This window comes from Ornithinimicrobium sp. INDO-MA30-4 (genome assembly GCF_021535045.1).
In the GTDB taxonomy this organism is placed as follows: domain Bacteria; phylum Actinomycetota; class Actinomycetes; order Actinomycetales; family Dermatophilaceae; genus Ornithinicoccus.
Genome location: NZ_CP091056.1, coordinates 1,620,568 through 1,641,380, shown reverse-complemented (window position 1 = coordinate 1,641,380; position 20,813 = coordinate 1,620,568). Strand labels below are relative to the sequence as shown.

Here is a 20,813-nt window from a genome sequence, read left to right as displayed (position 1 = left end):
CTGCGCGTCGCGCAACGCGCTCAACGCTCCTTGCGGCCCGAGGACGCGGCCCGTTCGACCTGGGCGTCCAGGTGGTCGAAGAGATCCTGCAGCTCTCCGTAGGTCAGCGGCCGTCGTGCCGGGCGGCCCTCGTACTCGTTCGGGTGCGCCACCGTGTTCCACTCGTGGCACACCTGCGAGGGCACAGAGCCGAACCGGTCGCGACACTGACGGGGCCACTCGTACCGGGCGTCGGTCAGGTAGTCGCAGAACATCCGCAGCGCCAGGTGGTACCCGCGGATCGTCGAGGGTGACCGCCGACCGTCCCCGCTGGCCAGGGAGACGGTGAAGTCCTCCACGTCCCCAGGGCCCCACGCCCACGGGTAGGACTCGGCGAACTCGGTGAACCGACGGACCACCCGGACCCGGTCGCCGATGGTCTTCTCACCCAGCAGCCGGGAGGCCTGCTGGCGTCCCCACCCGGTCAGCATCGCCTCGAAGACGGCGCTCTCCTCGTTCAGATGAGCCACGCCGGCGATCAGGACGAGCCCCGCTGATCCGGGTATGCCGACCATCAGGACCGCCGATCCGTCGTTGCCGCAGAAGCCATATTGTTGCTCCTGACGTTACACCCAGTTGAGCGTCCCTGGTCAGCGGACACGCCTGGGGACGTCGAAGTCTCTACTAATCCGCAGACCACCCCGCTGGTGTGACTTCTGATGCTCGCTTACTCCGGCAATGCAAGAGGTGTGGGACATGACCGACTTGTTTTCTGTCATGTCCGGTGGTGCTGAATGTGCGCGGGCGGTGCACGGCTGGGAACCGGTGGCCGTGCGTCGGGTGGTGCTCGGCTCTTCTCCAATGAGGAACTGGTGGGGGGCTTCGTGAGTCCGGGGGATGTGTCGTGTCCATCGGGGTGCCAGCGGTCCTGACTGGGCTCCAATGAGGCCACGGTGCAGCAGACGGGTAGCAGCAGGCGCGGGCGGCGCCCGGGCTCGCGTTACGGGCCGGGGCGCAACAAAGAGAGCCCGTGGCCGGGGCGCGAGGGGCGCTGCTCGGCACTACGTGCGGCTACGGGCCAGCGCGGCCCCACGCCCCGGGCATTGGCGATCTCATGCTGCCGCTGGAGGACTGCGTGCCCTCGCTCGTGTGCGGCGGCGTAGACGCGCATGCAGGCTGTGTCTCCAGACAGCAGGCAGTCAGGCAGGGGTCGGATGTGGCACAGGACCTAGAATTTTGGATTCTGGACTAGTTACATGGGTGCAAGTCGTTGAGACTGTGACGCACCAGGGGAGACCTCGAGCCACATCGGAAGGATCCGCAGACGTGAGACAGGAAGCACCCGAGCCGTGGGGCGGCCCGGTAAGTTCCGCGTTGGGAGGGCGACCTTCGATCCGGCCGTTGGGCATGGCTTCTCGTGCAGTGACCGATACGCGCTCGCGGCCGGACGCCGCTGTGCACGAGGTGCCGTGGTTCGTCCCAGCCCTAACAGTGTCGACGGCGTGGGGGCCCCAGGAGGGCTCGGGCTGCGGTACGCGGAAGCATCGCGGGCGCTGGACAACCCTCATCGGCGCAATGATCGAGCCCGAAGTCGGTGATGGGCTCGGACAGCAGCCCACACCCATAGATGATGCAAGGGAACTCGTCGCCAATCTGCGCGAGCTCGACGCCGAAGCGAGCTGGCGAGCGCCCGCCAGGGAGGCACACCGCCCCAACACCTTCGCGGCTGGGCAGACGGAGCAGAAGTCGCGCGGGTGCCCTTCGCGAGCAGCCAGGCCCGGAGGCGGGTGGGTAGCCATCACACGTACGGCAAAGGCGGAGGGGGCGCGCATGGCGCCGGCGCCTGAAGGTCGAAGGCCCATGACAGCGAAGCAGGCCCGGGCCCAGTGGAACGGAGCGCTTCGTGATGAGGTCGTGCGCATCATCAGACGCGGCTGGCAGGTGGTGGCCGAGGGCAAACACTACCGCGCCTACTGTCCCTGCAAGCACGGAACGGCTGACTTCCAGATCGCAGGGACACCCAAGGACGACGATGTCTGGGCAGACAGAGTCAGGAGGGATGCGAGCAAGTGTCCCAAGAACCACGCGATCCTGCTCGCCCGCAAGCGTGGCCCTGGAGTTCCTCCGCCCTCAGCGTAGCCACTGGCGCCGACGCAGCCGGTTGTGTTTACATATGTCAACAGGCGGAGCGCCGATCGCCACCAGGAGGGGATCCTCCTTGCGGCGCGACCGCCTTGAGAGGGAACTATCGTGAACCACTATGAGGTCAACGTCACTGTCGACCATGTGAGCCCCGAACTCGCTGAGAAGATCGTTGATGAGCTGGACGGGACCAGCGGGCATGACCATGCGGGTGCTCCCTACATGTCCGCCGTCTTCAGTGGCGACACGTATCTCGATGCACTCCGAGCGGCTGCGAGGTGGCTCGAGGACAACGGGGCGCATTGCCTCCGTGTGCATGAAGACCTTGTCACTAAATCAGACATCGCTAGCCGACTGTCGGTCACTCGCCAGGCGGTTCATCAGTGGGTTACGGGCAAGCGCGGACTAGCTGGATTCCCTGCTGCCTCAAATCCGGTCAGTGGGGGCGTGTGGCTGTGGGGTGACGTGCAGCGTTGGGCAATGTCGAAGGGGTCCATGCGACCGAATGCGCCTCTCCATCCTCTACTTGAGGACATCGATGAGGGCAATGCGTGTTTGCGCGAGCGGGCGGCGCGTCATCGTGCGAACGCCGACCTTGGCCGCGTGATGGGCGTGAGGCTGCGCTCGTGGGCGGGCGAACCTGCGCCACGCAGCGCGGCAGATCGGCCGGAATGGGGTCACTTGGCCGTGCGCACGTCGAACGCTTACGAGAAAGATCCCGCTCGATGAGCGAGCCAGAAGGCCGAACCGCTCCGTCCATCGAGGACATCGCACGCGTCATTGACCTGCGCGGGATACGGGAGATCGAGCTATACGCGACCGTGCGTGCTGAGAAAGATACTGGAGAGAAAGACGGCTCCATTCAAGTCGATTTCCTTATCCAGCAACCGGAGGAGCTCGATCAATTCAGCGTAGTAGTCACTACGACCGCGCGCAATGACAATGTCCTGCTTCGCGTTGTGCACGAGTTGAAATACGGGCTTGAGGCGCCGGTTGGCCTAGAGGAAGAAAGCCTGCGTCAAGAGTTGCTGAACCGAATGGTGATATTCCACGTCACGCCATATATACGAGAAGCGCTGCAGAGTCTTGAAGGCGTTTAGAGATCGACCCTCCGCACGTGCCGTTGCTTAAGGTGAACGACGTGTCGATAGGTCCTCGCTCGCAAGAGTTGGGGCAGGAAGATCCGAGCGAGTGACGCGGCGCCCCAGGCGCCTCCGTAGGGCCCACGTCTACGTTCTCGCAGTCGTGGGTCAGGCCCACGACGATGTACGTACGCGTCTTTAGGTCACACCACGCTGATAGGCGGACTGCGGCTGAACCCTTGGACTTCTGCGCCGCCCACCGACCGACGTCTGCACGCGACGTTGACTACGCCGCCACGGGACATCTGGGCCGCCCACCGACCGACGTCTGCACGCGACGTTGACTACGCCGCCACGGGACATCTGGGGGTAGGGCTTGGCAACGAAGGACATCCTCCAGCGACGCCTCAGCCTCACGGATCAGATGTCATCTACCTTGGCAGCAATCCTGCCCAGGGGCTGAACGCTTTGGACGCAACGGTCAGAACGGGCCACGAGGGGGCACGCCTGATGCACGTATGTTGCATCAAACGGTCCAAACAACCCTGCCACGTGCAATATCCGCAGGTCAGCGAGTTTCATCCGGGTGTCTTGTAAACAGGTGGTTGAGAGTTCGAGTCTCTTCGCCAGCTCTGTTATTTGTCCGGGCGCACGTAGGGGCTTAAGCGCTTAACCCCCACGCCCAGAGCGAAGGTGATCAAGGCCAAGCCGATGACCACCGAGGGCCGCACCGTGGCCTCATCGTTGAAGAATGACGGGATCAGCAAGAGAAACGCGCCGCCTGCCAGTGCGAATCCGATTAGGCACAAGATAAATGGCCAGTGCTTTCTTGTCATCCTCCGACTCCAGCATGATTTGGCCCGGTCTTCAACTCTGCAGGTCTGCCGTCAAACTGGTGGCCATGGGAACCCACGATGCGCAGCCGGTGTCAGTGAAGGTGGGCGGGCTATCCCGCGACGATCTCCGTCAAGCGTTGGATTCTGCGGGTGTGCGACACTGCCGCAGATCTTTGCGGCGGCATCTGCGCAAGGTTTGGGGTTGTGCCCGCTGGCGACCGCGCCATACTTGCGGCTTGTTTTGACTGACCAAGAGCCTGCTGGGGATGCCGACTTTTCCCAGGGGCGTGCGCCGAGCGGCTCGCTGACGGTCGCGTCACTGCCTATCAGCGAAGATCATCAGATCCCGAAGGGTTTCTATCTAAGGGCCGCCGACGGGGTGCTGTGGCTGCGTGGCTATCGATGTGATGATCTGCACGTTCATCAGCCTGAGGTGCGTTTTGTGTTCCACCGGCCCTGCTCCACGCGTTAGTTCTGTGGCGTTGTCGTGACCGTCAGCAGCGCAAAGCAATCGGTGATCGCTTCAAGATGGTGTGACCTTTGCGGGATCTGGACGAGGGAACCAGTTTCCAGGGGCTGTCGGCCATCGCCGGCAACAAGGACGACTTCACCGGTCAGCACGTGAAGGCAGGCTGCGGGCGGGGCCTCGTGCTTGGGCAATTCGCTGCCCTGGGTGAGAGCGATCGCCATGACTCGTTGGCCAGGCTGATCGATCAGTTTGTTGACGGCAAGCCCGTTTGGTTGCGCATGGGCTTTTGCAACAGCACCTGCTCTTCGGTGGTGAGGTCAATCGTTGGTCGTTCAGGCATGGGTGCTCCAGTGCTTTGTTGGCGAGTTTGAACGTAGAGTGCCGCCATGATTGAAGCATGGGTGCGGGCTCATCAGCAGGGGCAAATGGTGGGGTGGGACTTCTCGCGCCTCGGGGATCGGATGCAATCCAACACGCCGCCGTGGGACTTCGAAGGCGAGTGCGCGCAGGCATTGTCGGCTGCGTCGCAGGTGCTCGACATGGGGACGGGTGGTGGGGAGCGACTGATGGCACTGCTGGATCGGACCGAAGGTGGGCAGGTCAAGCCGCACATCACCGCGACGGAGGGATGGGCGCCAATATGCCGCGTGCTCGGGAGGCGCTCAGTCCACTGGGCGCCGAGGTGGTGGCTCATGGACCCGGATGTCGCGGCTCGCCTGCCCTTCGCAGATGACACATTTGACTTGATCATGAATCGGCACGAGGCCTACGACCCAGCCGAGGTATGTCGGGTGCTGAGTCCTGGGGGACTGTTCCTGACCCAGCAGGTCGACGGCCGAGACGCGCAAGAGTTGCGTGAATGGTTTGGTGGCGAGACGGCATACCCGGACAGCGTCCTCGAGCAGCACCGAGCCCGCGCCCTCGGGGCAGGCTTGGTGATCGACGCAGCCGACGACTGGTCAGGGTCGATGGTGTTTGACGACGTTCAGACCCTTGTTGAATACATGGCTCTGGTGCCGTGGGATGTTCCAGATTTTCACGTGCGCGATCACGAGAAAACTCTGACCGGCCTAGAGCTGGCCAGGCCAATCGCGGTCACCCAACGTCGGTTTCGTCTGACAGCCCGTAAGCCCAACGCCACAACAGGAGCGCGATGAAGGCCGATGACGCCAACCTGTGGCAGCGCATCCACGAGGCCCGCCGCAGCCTGGCCGCTGACCTAGCGACCTTGACTGATGAGCAGTGGCACGAGCCGACCTTGTGTGGTGATTGGGATGTTGAGCACGTGGTGGCGCACTTGAGTACAGCAGCCAGCGTGGGACCTTGGCGGTGGATTGCCAGCATTGTTGGGTCTGGGTTTCGTCCAGCCGTGCACAACGAGCGGCGCCTGCAGGAGCAGATGGGGGCGATGCTGCACGAAACACTGCAGCGATTTGAGGGTTTGGTCAATGCGACGGTTGCACCTTCGGGGGACACAGCGGCATACCTGGGGGAGGTGCTGGTGCACAGCGAAGACATCAGGCACCCGTTGGGGCTGCGCGATGAAGGCAACGTCGCGGCGTGGGCAGCAGTTGCTGATTTTTATGCCAGTCGAGACTTTGCGGTGCCCAGCAAGTCTCGAGTCAAAGGGCTGTCGTTGAGCGCCACCGACAGCGCATTCGTCTCTGGCGAAGGCGACGAAGTGACCGGCCCAACTCGGGCATTGGTCATGGTGATGGCTGGTCGGTCGATTTTCCTAGAAGAACTCAGCGGACCGGGCGCCTCGCATCTCGCTGAACGGCGCACCTGACCGAACCGAATCCGTGATCGTCTCGCCGCCTGGATATAGTGCAATGGCTGCTTCTGGAACGGCCAGGGCTCAACGACAGGAACGGCATGATCGCAATACCGGCTTTGGCCAGTCTCGTTATCGTTGGTCTGCTGCTCGGGCGGTCAATGGGCCAGTCGAGCGTGCGAGGGGACACGTGGCTGCTGGTGTTGAACGCCTTGGCCCTGGGGCTGCCAATGCTCCTGCTGTGGTCGCTCACCGGTTGGTGGTCGGGGTTGTTCTTTGAGGCTGGCTGCTCGGCGCTTTTGGGGAGCCCGTGATGAGCGCGAGGTCGTGCTGCGCCTTCAGCGCCTTGCTGGTGAGTAGATAAGGTCCCACTACCCACTCGCCGTGAGACATCATCCCGGCGACCTGCTCGGCGACGTCGTCCCAAACCACCAGGTCAGCCCATTGACCAGGAGTCAGTTCGCCGACTTCGCCGAGGCCTAGTGCCTTCGCTGGAGTGCTGGACATCAGCGCAGAGGCACAGACCAAGGGGTATGCGGTGCTAGCGTTTGCCCGCAGCGCGCTCCGTATCAACTCCGCCCCAGTCGTGGTGCTGCCAGCGATCGTGCCATCGGTCAGCGTGGCCTTTCCGTATCTGACCGAGACCTCAGGCGCACCTCAGCAACGATCTCAGGATGCAGATTATGACCGTCGGCGATCACGTTTCCGGCAGGTGAGATCATCACACACTGACGCCATGTGCCCGCAGGGTTCTTGGCCAGTGAGCAAGGCGATGTGTGGGGGTTCACGAGCTCGCCGCGCTGGAGTAGCGAACGTGGCGATATGTTGTCTGGACCATGAGCAAAACCAAGAATTGTGTCGCATGCGGTCGCACTATTGAGTGGCGCAAAAAGTGGGAGCGCAATTGGGACGATCTCCGCTATTGCGGTGAGAAGTGTCGCCGCAATCGGCTCACCGACGCCGATCATGAGTTGCAGTCGGCCATTGTTGATCTGCTGAGCGCTCGGGCGCGCACGTCGACGATCTGTCCCTCAGAAGCAGCGAAGGCTGTCGACTCCGACGGTTGGCGTGACTTGATGCCGCAAGCCCGCAACGCCGCCCGCCGACTGGTCGACGCTGATGAGGTCGTTATCACGCAAGGCGGGAGGGCCGTTGACCCATCGACGGCCAAAGGGCCGATCCGAATCGCCCGTGCGTCAGGCTGGAGCGCCAACTGACCGTGTGGGGCGGGCCCGGCAAAAAGTGCGAATCGCAGTTCTTCCCGCGGGCCGCACGAAATTGCGTGCGATCAGCGGCAAAGAGTGCGAACAGACGGGTGAAGGAGGGGCAACGCGAAGCCCTATTGCCGGGGAATCATGTGCAACCAGGGCCGATTGAGGTCAAACTCTCGCCCGGTCACCTCAGTGACGTCAATCCCGACGACGTTGTATTTGGGTGAACTAACCCACGGCCGCAGAGGCAGGTGGTCAGCATCGCGAGCCTCTTGACCCTCAAGCTGTCGGGCTTGGCCGCGCGCCACTACGCTCCAGGCGTGCTCACCGTCAAAGCTATCAATCTCAAAAGCTACGTCGCCGTGCATCACCACCCCGAGCAACTTGCTGCCCTCGGCAGTGCGGAAGAGTAGGCGGTGCCCGGGCGCGGCCGCGTAGTTAATGGGCACGATATGCACCTCGTCGATGAGGTGGTAGGCCAGCCGACCGAACTCGTTGGCTTTGAGTCGTTCCCAACACTCCAGCTCGGGTAACTCGGTGATCGGTTCGTCGATGCTCATACTTTGACCCTAATGAGCCCTGGCCTGACGACCAGGGTCTTTAGTCCCTGTGGTAGCCAAGAATGAGACCGGTGCTCATCGGTGCCGTCGGTAGTGTCGTTCTCTATCCTGAGGAGTGAGCCCGCCCCAAATTCCGTACGGTTCGTGAGTGCGCAACGCGTAGTCGCGGCACTGGAGCAGGACTGGGCAAGACGCGCAAACGCCCTTGGCCACGTTCTCGAAGGCAGTCAGCGCGGGCCCGCGCTGTGAACCGACATAAAAAATCTCGGTGTCGAGTTCGGCACAAGCTCCTAACTCTTGCCAGCGCAGTGAGCGGTCCTCCTGCGCCAGCAGGAAGGGGAGGTGGCCAGGCTCATGTCGATATCTCCATCGGTTAGTCATGTTCGCGCTTCTCGTGTTCGCGCATTTCTTAGACCCCGCGAAAGGCGAAACGCGCAGTGTTCTTACGCTGTAAACCGCAACCTTACAACGTAATCAAAGATGAAGGAAAGTGCGTCGCACCTGGGGCACATAACTGAACTAGGGGGTTGCGCGGGTCTGATACATGCCATACGTTTACATCGTAAGGTTGGACTTACGCCGTAAGACCGACCAGAATCGAAAGGAATACTGATGATTACGACCGATGAGATCCAGGCCCTCGCGAGTGATGGCGTAGTGATTGACCAAGACGGCGACAAGGTGGGCAAGGTAGGCCAGATCTACCTCGATGACACCAGTGGGGAGCCCTCGTGGGTGACGGCAAGCACAGGGTTTTTCGGCACGTCGCAGTCATTCGTGCCGTTGCAGGGTGCCCACGTGCAGGGCAGTGAAGTCCGTGTGGCTTACGCCAAAGACGTGATCAAGGATGCTCCTCGAGTAGATGAGGACGCCAGCATCTCGCCCGAAGAAGAGCGCACACTCTTCCAGTACTACGGGATTGGTGGACATCACGGCAACGACGAGAATCACGATCGCGACCCCGGTCACAGTGATCTTCATGGTCGGGAAGCAGCCAATACTGACGACGGTGTTGATGGTGTTGGGCACGTTGGACAAGACCGTGCGCACACAGATGAAGGCCCAAGCATGACCCGTTCTGAAGAGCAGGTTCAGGTCGGCACCGAGAAGGTCAATGCTGGCAAGGCACGACTGCGCAAGTATGTCGTCACGGAGAATGTCACCAAGACAGTTCCCGTGCAGCGCGAAGAGGTTCGTATCGAGCGTGAGCCAATCGCGGAGGGCGATCGCAGTCAAGCGTCCTCACCTGGCGGGCTCGGTGATGACGAACAAGAAGTGTCGCTAAGCGAAGAGCGGGTCGTGGTGGACAAGGAGACTGTGCCAGTGGAAAGGGTCAAAATGGACACCGACACCGTCACTGAGGATCGCCAGGTCACCGAGGAGGTCCGCAAAGAGCAAGTCGACACCGACCTGCCCGAGAGTGAGCAAGGTCTAACTGACGAAAATCGTCACTAGCAGTAAACCTCGCGCAGTGAGCAAGGCACTCGGCCCCGCCTAGTAATAGTCGGGGCCGAGTGCCTTGCTCATGCCAGTTGGCTGCAGCAGGTCGCGAGAAGGTTGCGTACCAGCCAGCCGTGGCCTAAGTTGTTAATAAGGTGAGGCTTACTTCGTAAACCTGCCCACACGAGAGGAATGACTATGACCAAAACGAATGATCACCATGCGAATGAAGGTGGCGGCGAGCACGGTCCAGGCCCGGCTGAAACCGATGTGAAAAATGACAAGGCGAAAAGTGCTGAGCGTCGTATTCACAAGACTGAGGCAGAAGCGCTTGGGGACGAGAAGGGGAACAGCGGCCACGGTCCCGGACCAGCTGACCCCAATTAAGGTCGAGCCCTAGACTAAACAAATACTCACCCCTGATATCTCGATGTCAGGGGTGAGTATTCGTTATGAAGCGAACGTCGCGGTCGGTCTACTACTTACCTGAGCCGTCCGGATCGGTAGTGTCGCCATTCGACCTACGCAGAGCTCGGCCTTTGTCGATGTCGGCCTGCTCCTTTTCCTCGTTCTTGATGATCTTGGCATCGTCGCGGGGAGGCAGTTGAATGTCTTTCTCTGCCTTAATACCCGCCAAGAGCTGGCGCGAACGCTCCATCTCAGCGTCGACCTCGGCACCAAACAAAAGTGCCAAGTTAGTGATCCAGAGGTACAACAAGAAGATGATGACCCCGGCGAAGGCGCCATACGTCGCCCCGTAGCTCGAGAAGTTTGTGATGTAGAAGCCGAAGAGAACAGAGACTAGAACCCACACGACAATGGCAATCGCGGCACCAACACTGATCCACCGAAACTTCGGCTGCTTCACGTTCGGAGTCGAATAGTACAAAATCGCCACGATGAGCATGACCAACAGCAAAATGACCGGCCACTTGGCAAATTGCCAGACCGTTAGCACGGTTGATCCAAGGCCGATTGAGTCCCCCACGGCGGTTGCTACGGGCCCCGATAGCACCAGCATCAACGCAACAAGGACGACAAAGAGAATCATGACCAGAGTGATGAGCAGCATCACTGGGCGTAGCTTCCAGATCGGCCGGCCTTCACCAATTTCGTAGATCTTGTTCATCGCCCGGCTGAAAGCCGTGACATAACCAGAGGCCGACCATAACGCCGTCGCGAGACCGATGATGAGGGCAAGTCCAGCGCCAGAAGATGTGGCCAGAGACTCCACGACTGGCTCCAGTGTTGTTGCACCGGACTCGCCAAGGACACTACTGAGCACCGGCAGAACGGTGTCGATGACCTTTGGCTCTGCCCGACCAGGCCCAATAGGGAGAAGATTGCGATAAGCGCGGGGAAGATTGCGAGCACGGAGTAGTACGTCAAAGCCGCAGCAAGATCGGTGCACTGGTCATCCAGGAACTCTCGGAATGCCTTGCGTCCGGTGTATTTCCATCCCGGACTCGTCATTTCAGTCGGGGAGTCCGGCTTGTCTTCGTGCTCTGCCTGGGGTGCCTCGTCGCGCTTAGGGCCCCTATCCGACGCTGTCGAACTCATTGGCGCCTCCTGCGAATGAGGCCAAGCGCCAAGATAACGGCGGCTAGGACAGCAAGCGCGGGGGCCGCCATAGCGGCCAACTCTGCAGGGTCTGCAGCTTGCGCGCGAACCTTTGTGGCCTGCAGTCGATCGGAAACCTCTGCTTTTGCGGAGGTCATCTTATGTTGGGCCTGCTTCTTCACGTCCAGTCGCTGAGTCAACTCATCGACTGTGTGGCTCAACTCTTGGCGGTGGCGGGCGATGTCAGCCTCGATCTGCTCAGGGTCTTTGTTCGCGGCGCTATTCGCATCCGAAACGCCATCGGTATCGTTTGCAGTGCTCATGGCTTAGCGTGCTCCTTCACCTCGGCAACATCGTGCTGCAAGTTGTTCATAGTGCGTTCGGGTTTGGCTGGCGTGGCCTGCTCGACCTGTTTCTTGCCCAAAGGGACACCACCGCTGCCGCGGCAAATAAGACGGCCGTCACGATGAGCGCAGCCGCCCATGCGGGCAGCACCAACGCTAGCGCCAAAATGGCTGTAGTTATCAGGCTGGCGATGCCAAAGAAGGCCAGCAGGCCCCCACCCCAAACATACCTAGACCGGTGCCAGCGTGCTTGGCCTTCGCGCTCATTTCCGCTTGCGCGAGACGCATTTCGTCGCGGATCAAAGTGCTCGTCTGCTCGGTCATCCGAGCGATCAGATCCCCGGTAGACGCCTGACGGGTCTCGGGCGATACGGACTCAGCCACGGTAGTGCTCCATCTTGTCTGGGTCATCTAAGGACGTGTCACCGTAGGTTGCGACCGAGGGGACCTCGGAATCGTCGGCCGTCGAGCCCTCCCCAGAGTCGTTGCTCAAGCCGGGCATCCGGTCTTTAGCCTGTTCGGAGACCTTTGCTGCCTGCTCTTGCACCTTGGGGTTAGACCACAACTCCTCAGCCTTGGCCTTCAATTCCTCATAGCGCTGCCGGCCAGCCTTGCTGCCGAAGATATAGCCCGCGCCGAACGCAGCTGCCATTGTAATTTTGCTCATGTCTGCTCCCACTGATCGATGAAGTAATCCTGAGGTCGCCAAATCACGCCTCAGTGCTTACTATGTAAACTTACGGCGTACGCAGGAGCGATGCAAGCTTTGGATGACCCGGCTTTGATCAAGCCGTCCCTACCTATTCGAGGAGAACACATGAGTGACAAGCTTTGGAGCCTGGCTACTACGGGCGCTGCGATCGGAGCTGGCGTGCTTGCCAAAAAGGTTACCGAGGGCACGTGGAAGTTCGTGACAGGGAGCAACTCGCCTAGTAATCCCGAAGACCCCGAGGTCAACTGGGGCGAAGCTGTGATGTTTGCCCTCGTCTCTGGGGCGGTGGTGCAGTTGATTAAAGTGACGGTCAATCACAAGTCCACGCAAGCCTATGCGAAGCGAAAAGGCCATCTGCCTGAATCTGTCGCTGCTTAAGTTAAGCGCAATGAGGCAGGGCCCAGACCGCTACGGTCCGGGCCCTGCTTTATGGAGCGAGGTTCAGAGGCTGAAACCACCAGTTAGATCGGACAAATTAATGCCGAACTTTTCCAGGGTGCCCTGGTCCTTTTCGGTGTCGACCTTCTCGGGCAGGTCGGACTCGGCCTTCTGAGCCTTGTCGTGGTCCCCGCGGTTTTTGAGCATGTCAATAATCTTTTGTTTCGAGATCTCCATGACGAACTCCTATCTCCGGTGTCGGCAGCGTCATTGCTGCTTACGAAGTAAACGTATGTGACTGACCACTACTCCGCAACCTGGCAAGTTCAGCAATTTGATGGCAGGCTATAGGCAAATGAGAAAACAGATGACCCAAACGCAGACCTCGGCCCATGACTCGGCACGCCCTTCCTTAACCGGCCCCAGATCGTCCAGGCAGCCATTGCGGCTATCGATCAATCCGGGGCGGACGCATTGACGATGCGTCGTCTCGGCAAGGATTTGGGCGTGGAGGCGATGTCCCTCTATCGCTATGTTTCTGGACGTGAAGACCTCCTCGACGCGGTGGTAGACGCACTTCTCGATGGTGTCACTGACAATATTGATGCCCAGGAGCCCACGAGTTGGCAAAATTATCTGCAGTTAATGGCCCACGAAATCCGCAAGATAGCCATCGCTCATCCTGCTGTGTTTCCACTGGTTGCGACAAGGCACCCTGCGGCGCCGTGGTTACGCCCCCGTTACGCAGCATTGATCTCGTCGAGCATTTTCTGCAGTCAATGACAGACCGAGGTTTCAGCGACGCTCGGGCCGTTGACGCGTACAAGGTGTTCACTGGATTTCTTGTCGGTTCGCTTTTGTTAGAGGTGGCGGTGCGTGGTGAAAGTATCGTCCCGCTGAGCGAGCGCGAGGGCCCCACCGGCGAGCAAGACCCTGGCCTCGTCCTTGATGATGCGCCGCTCGTGCGTCGGATGAAACCCCGTCTCAGCGAAGACACGAGTGACCAAGAATTCGAGATCGGTGTAGAGTCGCTGATCAATAGGATCGAGTGCTCGATCTCTCGTTAGCCCGAGCAGCGCAGGCAACTAGAAGTGATTTCTAGCTGACGACCTTCAGGCCAATAACGCAGCCAATGATCCCAGCGAGAAGCAGCGCCTTGATGATTGAGAATGGCTCGCCGCCCGTGGCCATGGCGTAGGTGACGGTGCCAACCGCCCCGATGGCAACCCACACCACATAGGCGGTGCCGACGGGAATGGCGCGCATCGCATACGCCAGGCCGCCCATGCTTGCCACGATGGCGACGCCGAAGACAATCGAGGGCCCGAGTTTGGTGAAGCCATCAGACTTGCCCAGGGCCGTGGCCCAGATGGCTTCCAATATCCCGGATACGACCAGAACAATCCACGCCACGATGTCTCCTTCGATGGTGTAGCACTGATCGTGCCGCACGTATCACAGATATCCAATACATCTGGAAGCAAACACAAGATGTCGGGCTGTTGATTATCTTAGGTACTAGATGTAGCGTACGCATCAGTAGTTGGTTCACCGCCCAAACCGGGGCGGTGAGGCAAGAGGGAACCCGGTGTGAATCCGGGACTGCCCCGGCAGCGGTATATGGGAACGACCGCCGTCAAAAGCACTGGGTTCGACCTGGGAAGCGACGGCTAGTAGGAGGGCGATCCAGCCCGAGCCCATGAGTCCGAAGACCTGCCCGCTACGCCGCACGCAACCGCGTGACGGCTCGCCAGCGCCCCGAGGGAGGGCAGCGGCGACGCGTGCAGGCTGCCCAGCTTTAGGCGTGCTGCCCCCGTTGTCGAACCCTCTCGAACGTGCGCATTGTCCGTGGAGGGACTTTGCGAGATTTCGCCGCACTCGACACCGAGCTCATATATTTTTCGAGCATCTCGGAGAACACTCACCGCTTCGTCCAACGTTTGGACTCGCCAGCCCGGCGCATCCCGCTGCGACCGCGACTGGACGGCTTGATCGCCGCTAGCAAGCCATACGTGCTGATCACGCCCACGTATGGCGGGGGAGACAGCAAGAGCGCGGTGCCTCGTCAGGTCGCAACCTTCCTCAATGATCCGAGCAATCGCGCGCTGCTGCGCGGCGTCATTAGCTCGGGCAACACCAACTTCGGGGCCGCCTACTGCCTGGCTGGTCGAGTCATCTCGGCCAAATGTGGCGTGCCTCAACTTCACCGTTTCGAGTTGCTGGGCACCCCCAGCGACGTCGACATCGTCAACAACCGCTTGGAGAACTTGTGGCAACAGCACCTGCCGATGGGGGTCGCAGCATGAGCACCATCGACCTTTCCGAATTCACGTCTGCGCCGAGTGTGCAAGCAGCATCAGTGGGGGAGCGCAAGGATTATCACGCGCTGAACGCGATGCTCAACATCTATGACTGCGACGGAAAACTGCAGCTAGACAAGGACCAGCAAGCAGCCCGTGAGTATGTCGTCCAGCATGTTCGCCCTCGTGAGCGCACCTTCTCCTCGTTAACCCAGCGGGCTGCCTGGCTCGTCGAGCACGAGTACTACGACGGTGAGGTGCTGCGCGCATACTCGCAAGATTTTGTCGCTGACCTGTTTGAGCAAGCGCACGGCGCCGGTTTCCGGTTTGCGACCTTCTTGGGCGCGTTTAAGTTCTACACCTCGTATGCACTGAAGTCGTTTGACGGTGACCACTACCTCGAGCGTTTTGAAGACCGCGTGGTGATGACTGCTTTGGCACTGGGCGAGGGGGATGAGGTGCTCGCCAAGCGACTTGTCGCTGAGATGCTGAGCGGTCGTTTCCAGCCGGCGACCTCCGACCTTCCTGAACGCGGGCAAGGCCCAACGGGGTGAATTGGTGTCGTGCTTCCTGCTGCGCCTCGAAGATAACCTCGAGTCAATTGGCCGCGGCGTGAACTCGGCGCTGCAACTATCTAAGCGTGGTGGCGGTGTCGCGTTGCTGCTCACCAACCTGCGTGAGCGCGGCGCCCTGATCAAGCAAATTCAGGACCAGTCTTCCGGTGTCGTGCCGGTGATGAAGATCCTCGAAGACTCCTTCTCCTACGCCAACCAACTTGGCGCTCGCCAGGGTGCCGGTGCTGTCTATCTGCACGCGCACCACCCTGATGTCATGCAGTTTTTGGACACCAAGCGCGAGAACGCCGACGAAAAGATCCGGATCAAGTCGTTGTCGCTGGGGCTTGTGGTCCCAGACGTCACGTTTGAGTTGGCTCGTCGCAACGAGGACATGCACCTGTTCAGCCCGTATGACATCGAACGGGTTTATGGAGTGCCAATGTCTGACCTGGGCGTGGGGCAGCACTACGACGAGTTGGTGGCTGACCCGCGGATCCGGTCAACCAAAATCAGCGCCCGCACCTTCTTTAAGACAGTGGCGGAGTTGCAGTTCGAATCGGGCTACCCGTACCTCTTCTTTGAAGACACCGTGAACCGCGACAACCCGATCCCCGGACACATCAACATGTCCAACCTGTGCTCGGAGATCTTGCAGGTCAACAGCCCCAGCGTGCTCAACGAGTCGCTTGATATGACCAGATGGGCAGCGACATCTCGTGCAACCTCGGCTCGATGAACATTGCCTCGATGATGGCTGGCCCTGACTTTGGCTGCGCGGTTGAGGTGGCGGTGCGCGGGCTGACCTCGGTTTCGGATCAGAGCAATGTTGCGTGCGTGCCATCGGTCGACCTCGGCAACTCCCAGTCGCACGCGATCGGGCTGGGCCAGATGAACTTGCACGGCTATCTGTGCAGCCAACACATCCGGTATGGCTCGGCTGAGGGAATCGATTTTACCGACATGTATTTCGGTGCGATCACCTTCCATGCGCTGCGGGCTTCGAATCGGATCGCCACCGAGCGGGGTGAGGCTTTCGTCGGGTTCGCGGACTCCGAATATGCCAACGGTCGCTACTTCGACCGCTATCTGGAGCGTGACCTGAGCCCAGCAACGCAGCGGGTGGCAGAGGTCTTTGAGTTGGCCGGAGTCCACCTGCCGACCCATGAAGACTGGGCTGACCTCAAGGCTGACGTGATGGAAGGCGGCCTCTACAACCGCAACCTGCAGGCCGTCGCGCCGACCGGCTCGATCAGCTATATCAACCACGCGACCGCCTCGATTCACCCGGTCGCGGCCAAGGTCGAGATCCGTAAGGAGGGCCGTCTGGGGCGCGTGTACTACCCGGCGCCGCATCTGAACGACGACAACTTTGAGTTCTTTGAGGATGCCTACGAGGTTGGCTACGAGCGCATCATCGACACGTATGCGGCGGCCACCAAGCACGTCGACCAGGGGTTGAGTTGCACGCTCTTCTTCACCGATGAGGCAACCACCAGAGACATCAACCGCGCGCAGATCTACGCCTGGCGCAAGGGCATCAAGACGCTCTATTACATCCGCCTGCGGCAGTCCGCGATGGCTGGCACCGAAATTCAAGACTGCGTCAGCTGCGCGATCTAAGACTGGAGAACCTGATGACTATTGCTGAATCGTCCCCACTCACCGCATCGCACGGTGCTGTGTCTGCGGCTCGCACGCCCCCGGCATACCGACATGACCCGCAGGTGCGCCTGCGCCCGATCAACTGGAATCGGGTCCAGGACGACAAAGACCTTGAGGTATGGAATCGCCTCACCGCCAACTTTTGGCTGCCCGAGAAAGTGCCGTTGAGCAATGACATCCCGGCGTGGCAGCGGATGAGCCAGACCGAGCAGACGCTGGTGATGCGGGTGTTTACCGGTCTAACGATGTTGGACACGGTACAGGCCACAGTGGGTGAGATCTGCCAGATCGCTGACGCTCAGACCGAGCACGAAGAAGCGGTCTACACGAACATTGCGTTCATGCAGTCAGTACACGCCCGCAGCTATTCGTCGGTGTTTTCCACGCTGTGCACGACTCCGCAGATCGATGAAGCCTACGACTGGGCCATCGCCAATGACCTGCTGCAAGAGCGGTGCAAGCACGTGATGCAGCACTACGTCAGCGATGACCCGATGAAGCGCAAGGTGGCCAGCACGCTGCTGTCGTCGTTGCTGCTTTACGCAGGCTTCTATCTGCCGCTGCACCTCTCGACGCACGCCACGATGACGAACACGGCTGACATGGTGCGGTTGATCCTGCGCGACAAGGCGGTGCACGGCTACTACTCCGGCTACAAATATCAACAGGCGCTGAAGAAGGCCTCGACCGCGCGGCAGCAAGAGATGCATGACTTCACGCACGCTCTGCTGGCTGACCTCTATCAGTTGGAGCTGGACTACTCCGGGAGCTGTACGAGCCGCTGGGCTTGATGGAAGACGTGGCGGTGTTCGTCCGCTACAACGCCAACAAGGCGCTAATGAACCTGGGTTATGAGGCCGTGTTCTCAGCCGAAGAGACGCAGGTCAACCCGGAGATCTTGGCCGCGCTGTCACCGGGATCTGATGAGAACCATGACTTCTTCTCCGGCTCTGGCTCCTCGTACGTCATCGGTCGGGCGGAGGACACCGACGACGAAGACTGGGAGTTCTAGCTAGCTGGTCGCCGCAAACGCGGCCGGTCCCGGCAGGCTGCTAGAAACCGGAGAACCCGGTTGAGAGGCGAGGTGCTTCTCAACCGGGTTCAGCCGTGGTCTCTCTTTGGCTGCGCTCAGCGCGGAGGCATCCGCAGCGCACCGTCCAGGCGAATCACTTCACCATTGAGCAGGGGTTCTCAACGATGTGGGCGGCGAGTGACGCATACTCCGCGGGCTTGCCCAGGCGCGAGGGATGCGGCACGAGCGCTTCGAGGGAGTCTTTCACTTCGCCCGGCAGGCCAGCCATCATCGGCGTCTCAAAGACACCAGGCGCAATGGTCATCACGCGAATGGCTTTGTCCGCCAGGTCGCGAGCAGCGGTTAGGGTGAGGCCCGCGACGCCCGCCTTGCTGGAGGCATACGCGGCCTGTCCGATTTGGCCATCAAAAGCGGCAACTGAGGCGGTCATGATGATGACGCCGCGGTCGGCGTGCTCGCCAGCTAACGGCTCTAAGGTCAGCATGTGCTCGGCGGCCAAGCGCAGCACGTTGAAGGTTCCGATCAGGTTGATCTCGATGACATTGCGGTAGTCATCCAAGCCCAGTGTGCCGCGCTTGGAGATGATCCGACCGGGGTGGCGACACCGGCGCAGTTGACGACAATTCGCAACTCACCTAAGCCAGTCGCGGTCTCGATGGCCGCCCGCACCTGGTCTTCGTCGCGGACGTCAGCAGGCGCAAAGCGGCCTTGTCGCCCAACTCTTCGGCCAGTGCTTCGCCGGGGCCACCGGCGAGGTCGACCAACACAACCCTGGCGCCGTCAGCGAGCAGTCGTCGGGCGGTGGCTTCGCCAAGTCCGCTGGCACCGCCCGTGATGAGGGCGACGGTGTTGTCGGTGATCTCCATTGATCCTCCTGAGGTTTAGGACGTCAACTGGCGCGAGATGACCAGTCGCTGGATTTGGTTCGTGCCTTCAAAGATTTGCATGACCTTGGCTTCGCGCATGAAGCGCTCAACCGGGAAGTCCGTCGTGTAGCCATAACCGCCCAGCACCTGGACCGCATCCGTGGTGACCTTCATCGCCGCGTCGGTGGCCGTGAGCTTGGCGATGGACGCCTCAAGGTATGCGGTTTGCCCGCGTCCTTCAGGCGTGCGGCGTGTAGATAAGCGGCGCGGGCTGAGCCCACGGCAGCGGCCATGTCGGCGAGCAAAAAAGCCAGGCCCTGGTTGGCAATAATCGGCTTGCCAAACTGCTCGCGCTCGCCCGCATACTGTGACGCGACATCAAGGGCACGTTGCGCTAGGCCGACAGCAACAGCGGAAATCCCGAGCCGGCCAGCCTCCAGAGCAGCAAGGGCGATGGCCATGCCCTGACCAGGCTTGCCGATCAGGCGATCTGCGTCGACGGGCGTCTGATCGAAGAGGACTTCAGCGACCGGGTCAGCAGTGCAAGCCCATCTTCTTTTCGGGCTCGGCGAAGGTCAGGCCATCAGCATCGGAAGGCACCAAGAAACAGGAGAGCCCCTTGCCTTTGTCGTCGCTGGTGCGGGCGAAGGTCGTGTAGAAGTCGGCGTGCCCTGCGTGGCTGATCCAGGCCTTGTTGCCGGTCAGCGCATACCCATCCTCGGTCGCAGTGGCCTTGGTGCGGATGGCTGCAACGTCGGAGCCGGCCTGCGGCTCAGACAGGCAGTAAGCGCCTAATTGCGAGCCGCTCATCATCGCGGGCAGGTACTTCTCCTGCTGCTCGGGGTTGCCGCCGTGGCTGGCGGGAAGCAGGTCAGGGAGTGCACGGAGACCCCGACTGCGACCGAGGTCCAGCCGTAGGCAATCTCTTCGAGGACTTGCAGGTAAACCTCATAGGGCTGACCGCCGCCACCCTTGCTCTCTGAATAAGGCAACGTGAGGAGCCCGGTTTCGCCCAGCATCGCGAAAACCTCTCGCGGGAATCGCCCTTCGGCTTCGGCCGCGTCGACCTGGGGGAGCAACTGCTCCGCCACGATGTCGCGGACCAGCTCGATCAGGTCCTCAGCTTCTTCGGTGGGGAGCACTCGTTGCACGGCCATAAAGCGACCTTAGCCAGTTGTCGTGGGGGCAACACCAGTGGGCGGTGCTAAGCCCCATTGCTAAGTGCCAAGGTGGTTAACTTGCGCCATAGTTCTCTTATGACGGCAACAGGCGTTGGCCACAGCATGAAGAATCTACCTGCACCGATTGCGTATGTCTTGGGTGGTGGTGCCAGTCTGGGCGCGGTTCACGTGGGAATGCTCGAGGCACTGGCGGAGTCGGACGTCCGGCCCGACATGATTCTGGGCACGTCGGTGGGATCACTAAACGGCGCCATACTTAGCGAAGACATCGACGCTGCCCCCGCGCGGCTGCGTCAGGCGTGGATGACCGTCGAGCGTAGTCATATCTTCGACTCCAACCTGCTGCACGTCTTGCGGCAGTTTCGCGAGACCCGGACAAGCTTGGTCGGCGCGGAAGGAGTTGCTGCTGCCGTGGCTGGGGCACTCAAAGCCACCACATTCGAGCAGTTGCCGATCCCGTTCGCTGCGGTGACGGTCGACCTTCGCAGCTCTCGGGTGTGCGTCATTGACAAAGGCCCACTGGCGCCCGCGTTGATCGCGAGTTGTTCGATTCCAGGATATTCCCGCCCGTTGAACTCAACGGCAAGTTGCTGGTGGACGGCGGAATTCTGGCGAACGTGCCGATCACAGAGGCATATGACCGTGGTGCAGGGTCGGTCGTGGTTTTGGACTGCACCATCCCGACTCCAGAAGGCTCCTTAGGTGCTGTAGAGGGTTGCTGACGCGC

The 20,813-nt window shown here is 60.8% G+C and carries 23 protein-coding genes, 6 pseudogenes and 1 riboswitch; of the genes and pseudogenes, 14 read left to right on the top strand and 15 right to left on the bottom strand.

The genetic code is table 11. From position 1 onward, the window contains the following. Positions 1–20: 20 nt before the first annotated feature. A complete protein-coding gene (locus L0A91_RS09550) occupies positions 21–554 on the bottom strand; it encodes a hypothetical protein (protein ID WP_235244150.1) in 534 nt (177 codons plus the stop codon). A 1,285-nt stretch (positions 555–1,839) separates the two neighbouring features. On the opposite strand from L0A91_RS09550, the gene L0A91_RS09545 reads away from it, so the two are divergent. The 3 genes from L0A91_RS09545 to L0A91_RS09535 all read left to right on the top strand — a co-directional run bounded on the left by L0A91_RS09545 (position 1,840) and on the right by L0A91_RS09535 (position 3,221). Next, positions 1,840–2,118, top strand: coding sequence for a hypothetical protein (locus L0A91_RS09545; protein WP_235244148.1), 279 nt, complete (start codon positions 1,840–1,842; stop codon positions 2,116–2,118). Positions 2,119–2,229: 111 nt separating this feature from the next. Beyond that, positions 2,230–2,850 (top strand): hypothetical protein, encoded by a 621-nt coding sequence (locus L0A91_RS09540; protein WP_235244145.1) that lies wholly within the window; start codon positions 2,230–2,232, stop codon positions 2,848–2,850. After that, positions 2,847–3,221 carry a hypothetical protein gene (locus tag L0A91_RS09535; protein ID WP_235244144.1) on the top strand — a complete coding sequence of 125 codons (375 nt, stop codon included), beginning with the start codon at positions 2,847–2,849 and terminating at the stop codon, positions 3,219–3,221. Before L0A91_RS09540 ends, L0A91_RS09535 begins: the two co-directional genes overlap by 4 nt. A 617-nt stretch (positions 3,222–3,838) precedes the next feature. Here L0A91_RS09535 and L0A91_RS17475 read toward each other — a convergent pair. Further along, positions 3,839–3,970 carry a hypothetical protein gene (locus L0A91_RS17475; protein WP_260115178.1) on the bottom strand — a complete coding sequence of 44 codons (132 nt, stop codon included), beginning with the start codon at positions 3,968–3,970 and terminating at the stop codon, positions 3,839–3,841. Positions 3,971–4,507: 537 nt separating this feature from the next. After that, positions 4,508–4,729 carry a hypothetical protein gene (locus L0A91_RS09530; protein WP_235244141.1) on the bottom strand — a complete coding sequence of 74 codons (222 nt, stop codon included), beginning with the start codon at positions 4,727–4,729 and terminating at the stop codon, positions 4,508–4,510. A gap of 165 nt (positions 4,730–4,894) precedes the next feature. Between L0A91_RS09530 and L0A91_RS09525 the strand changes: the two genes are divergently transcribed. Together L0A91_RS09525 and L0A91_RS09520 are read left to right on the top strand one after the other, a co-directional pair. Then, positions 4,895–5,665, top strand: a complete 771-nt coding sequence (locus L0A91_RS09525; protein ID WP_235244139.1) for a class I SAM-dependent methyltransferase — start codon at positions 4,895–4,897, stop codon at positions 5,663–5,665. Continuing rightward, positions 5,662–6,297 carry a maleylpyruvate isomerase family mycothiol-dependent enzyme gene (locus tag L0A91_RS09520; protein ID WP_235244138.1) on the top strand — a complete coding sequence of 212 codons (636 nt, stop codon included), beginning with the start codon at positions 5,662–5,664 and terminating at the stop codon, positions 6,295–6,297. Before L0A91_RS09525 ends, L0A91_RS09520 begins: the two co-directional genes overlap by 4 nt. 234 nt (positions 6,298–6,531) lie before the next feature. Here L0A91_RS09520 and L0A91_RS09515 read toward each other — a convergent pair whose 3' ends face one another. Then, entirely contained in the window at positions 6,532–6,855 is a 324-nt protein-coding gene (locus tag L0A91_RS09515; protein ID WP_235244137.1) for an amidohydrolase family protein, read from the bottom strand. Between the two features lie 263 nt (positions 6,856–7,118). Here L0A91_RS09515 and L0A91_RS09510 point away from each other — a divergent pair, with 263 nt between their 5' ends. Next, positions 7,119–7,499, top strand: coding sequence for a DUF2256 and DUF3253 domain-containing protein (locus tag L0A91_RS09510; RefSeq protein ID WP_235244135.1), 381 nt, complete (start codon positions 7,119–7,121; stop codon positions 7,497–7,499). A 122-nt stretch (positions 7,500–7,621) separates the two neighbouring features. Here L0A91_RS09510 and L0A91_RS09505 read toward each other — a convergent pair whose 3' ends face one another. Both L0A91_RS09505 and L0A91_RS09500 read right to left on the bottom strand, forming a co-directional pair. Further along, entirely contained in the window at positions 7,622–8,053 is a 432-nt protein-coding gene (locus tag L0A91_RS09505; RefSeq protein WP_235244133.1) for a pyridoxamine 5'-phosphate oxidase family protein, read from the bottom strand. 75 nt (positions 8,054–8,128) lie between these two features. Further along, the gene (locus L0A91_RS09500; RefSeq protein WP_235244131.1) at positions 8,129–8,434 is read right to left on the bottom strand and encodes a WhiB family transcriptional regulator; all 306 of its coding nucleotides are present in this window, start codon (positions 8,432–8,434) and stop codon (positions 8,129–8,131) included. 231 nt (positions 8,435–8,665) lie between these two features. Here L0A91_RS09500 and L0A91_RS09495 point away from each other — a divergent pair, with 231 nt between their 5' ends. Beyond that, positions 8,666–9,508 (top strand): DUF2382 domain-containing protein, encoded by an 843-nt coding sequence (locus L0A91_RS09495; RefSeq protein WP_235244129.1) that lies wholly within the window; start codon positions 8,666–8,668, stop codon positions 9,506–9,508. Between the two features lie 463 nt (positions 9,509–9,971). On the opposite strand, the pseudogene L0A91_RS09490 reads toward L0A91_RS09495, so the two are convergent. The 5 genes and pseudogenes from L0A91_RS09490 to L0A91_RS09470 all read right to left on the bottom strand — a co-directional run bounded on the left by L0A91_RS09490 (position 9,972) and on the right by L0A91_RS09470 (position 12,064). Beyond that, positions 9,972–10,966 (bottom strand): annotated as a pseudogene (locus tag L0A91_RS09490) (YihY/virulence factor BrkB family protein). An 83-nt stretch (positions 10,967–11,049) separates the two neighbouring features. Further along, positions 11,050–11,376 (bottom strand): DUF3618 domain-containing protein, encoded by a 327-nt coding sequence (locus tag L0A91_RS09485; protein WP_235244127.1) that lies wholly within the window; start codon positions 11,374–11,376, stop codon positions 11,050–11,052. After that, on the bottom strand, positions 11,373–11,477 hold the full coding sequence (locus L0A91_RS09480; RefSeq protein WP_235246684.1) for a phage holin family protein: 105 nt from the start codon (positions 11,475–11,477) through the stop codon (positions 11,373–11,375). Before L0A91_RS09480 ends, L0A91_RS09485 begins: the two co-directional genes overlap by 4 nt. Positions 11,478–11,506: 29 nt before the next feature. Beyond that, positions 11,507–11,685, bottom strand: a pseudogene (locus L0A91_RS09475) (phage holin family protein); the annotation flags it as partial. Between the two features lie 88 nt (positions 11,686–11,773). Then, positions 11,774–12,064, bottom strand: a complete 291-nt coding sequence (locus L0A91_RS09470; RefSeq protein WP_235244125.1) for a hypothetical protein — start codon at positions 12,062–12,064, stop codon at positions 11,774–11,776. A gap of 150 nt (positions 12,065–12,214) precedes the next feature. Here L0A91_RS09470 and L0A91_RS09465 point away from each other — a divergent pair, with 150 nt between their 5' ends. Continuing rightward, entirely contained in the window at positions 12,215–12,487 is a 273-nt protein-coding gene (locus L0A91_RS09465) for a DUF4235 domain-containing protein (RefSeq protein WP_235244123.1), read from the top strand. Between the two features lie 63 nt (positions 12,488–12,550). Here the strand turns inward: L0A91_RS09465 and L0A91_RS09460 are convergent, their stop codons facing one another. Further along, positions 12,551–12,724: a hypothetical protein gene (locus tag L0A91_RS09460; RefSeq protein WP_235244121.1), complete on the bottom strand. Its 174-nt coding sequence runs from the start codon at positions 12,722–12,724 to the stop codon at positions 12,551–12,553. A gap of 243 nt (positions 12,725–12,967) precedes the next feature. Between L0A91_RS09460 and L0A91_RS09455 the strand changes: the two genes are divergently transcribed. Both L0A91_RS09455 and L0A91_RS09450 read left to right on the top strand, forming a co-directional pair. Continuing rightward, a complete protein-coding gene (locus L0A91_RS09455; RefSeq protein WP_235244119.1) occupies positions 12,968–13,270 on the top strand; it encodes a TetR/AcrR family transcriptional regulator in 303 nt (100 codons plus the stop codon). Beyond that, complete coding sequence (locus L0A91_RS09450; protein WP_235244117.1) at positions 13,267–13,554, top strand: hypothetical protein; 288 nt, start codon at positions 13,267–13,269, stop codon at positions 13,552–13,554. Before L0A91_RS09455 ends, L0A91_RS09450 begins: the two co-directional genes overlap by 4 nt. Before the next feature lie 31 nt (positions 13,555–13,585). On the opposite strand, the gene L0A91_RS09445 is transcribed toward L0A91_RS09450, so the two are convergent. Further along, positions 13,586–13,900, bottom strand: coding sequence for a multidrug efflux SMR transporter (locus L0A91_RS09445; protein ID WP_235244115.1), 315 nt, complete (start codon positions 13,898–13,900; stop codon positions 13,586–13,588). Positions 13,901–14,014: 114 nt separating this feature from the next. Further along, a riboswitch (cobalamin riboswitch) is annotated at positions 14,015–14,223 on the top strand. 123 nt (positions 14,224–14,346) lie between these two features. Here L0A91_RS09445 and nrdI point away from each other — a divergent pair. The 3 genes and pseudogenes from nrdI to nrdF all read left to right on the top strand — a co-directional run bounded on the left by nrdI (position 14,347) and on the right by nrdF (position 18,018). Continuing rightward, entirely contained in the window at positions 14,347–14,793 is a 447-nt protein-coding gene (gene nrdI, locus L0A91_RS09440) for a class Ib ribonucleoside-diphosphate reductase assembly flavoprotein NrdI (protein WP_235244113.1), read from the top strand. A gap of 89 nt (positions 14,794–14,882) precedes the next feature. Further along, positions 14,883–16,964 (top strand): annotated as a pseudogene (gene nrdE / locus L0A91_RS09435) (class 1b ribonucleoside-diphosphate reductase subunit alpha). Positions 16,965–16,978: 14 nt separating this feature from the next. Beyond that, positions 16,979–18,018 (top strand): annotated as a pseudogene (gene nrdF / locus L0A91_RS09430) (class 1b ribonucleoside-diphosphate reductase subunit beta). Positions 18,019–18,134: 116 nt separating this feature from the next. Here nrdF and L0A91_RS09425 read toward each other — a convergent pair. Both L0A91_RS09425 and L0A91_RS09420 read right to left on the bottom strand, forming a co-directional pair. Further along, positions 18,135–18,905 (bottom strand): annotated as a pseudogene (locus L0A91_RS09425) (SDR family NAD(P)-dependent oxidoreductase). A gap of 15 nt (positions 18,906–18,920) precedes the next feature. Further along, a pseudogene (locus tag L0A91_RS09420) lies at positions 18,921–20,062 on the bottom strand (acyl-CoA dehydrogenase family protein). Positions 20,063–20,188: 126 nt separating this feature from the next. On the opposite strand from L0A91_RS09420, the gene L0A91_RS09415 reads away from it, so the two are divergent. Further along, complete coding sequence (locus L0A91_RS09415; protein ID WP_235244110.1) at positions 20,189–20,788, top strand: patatin-like phospholipase family protein; 600 nt, start codon at positions 20,189–20,191, stop codon at positions 20,786–20,788. The last annotated feature ends 25 nt before the right edge of the window (positions 20,789–20,813 follow it).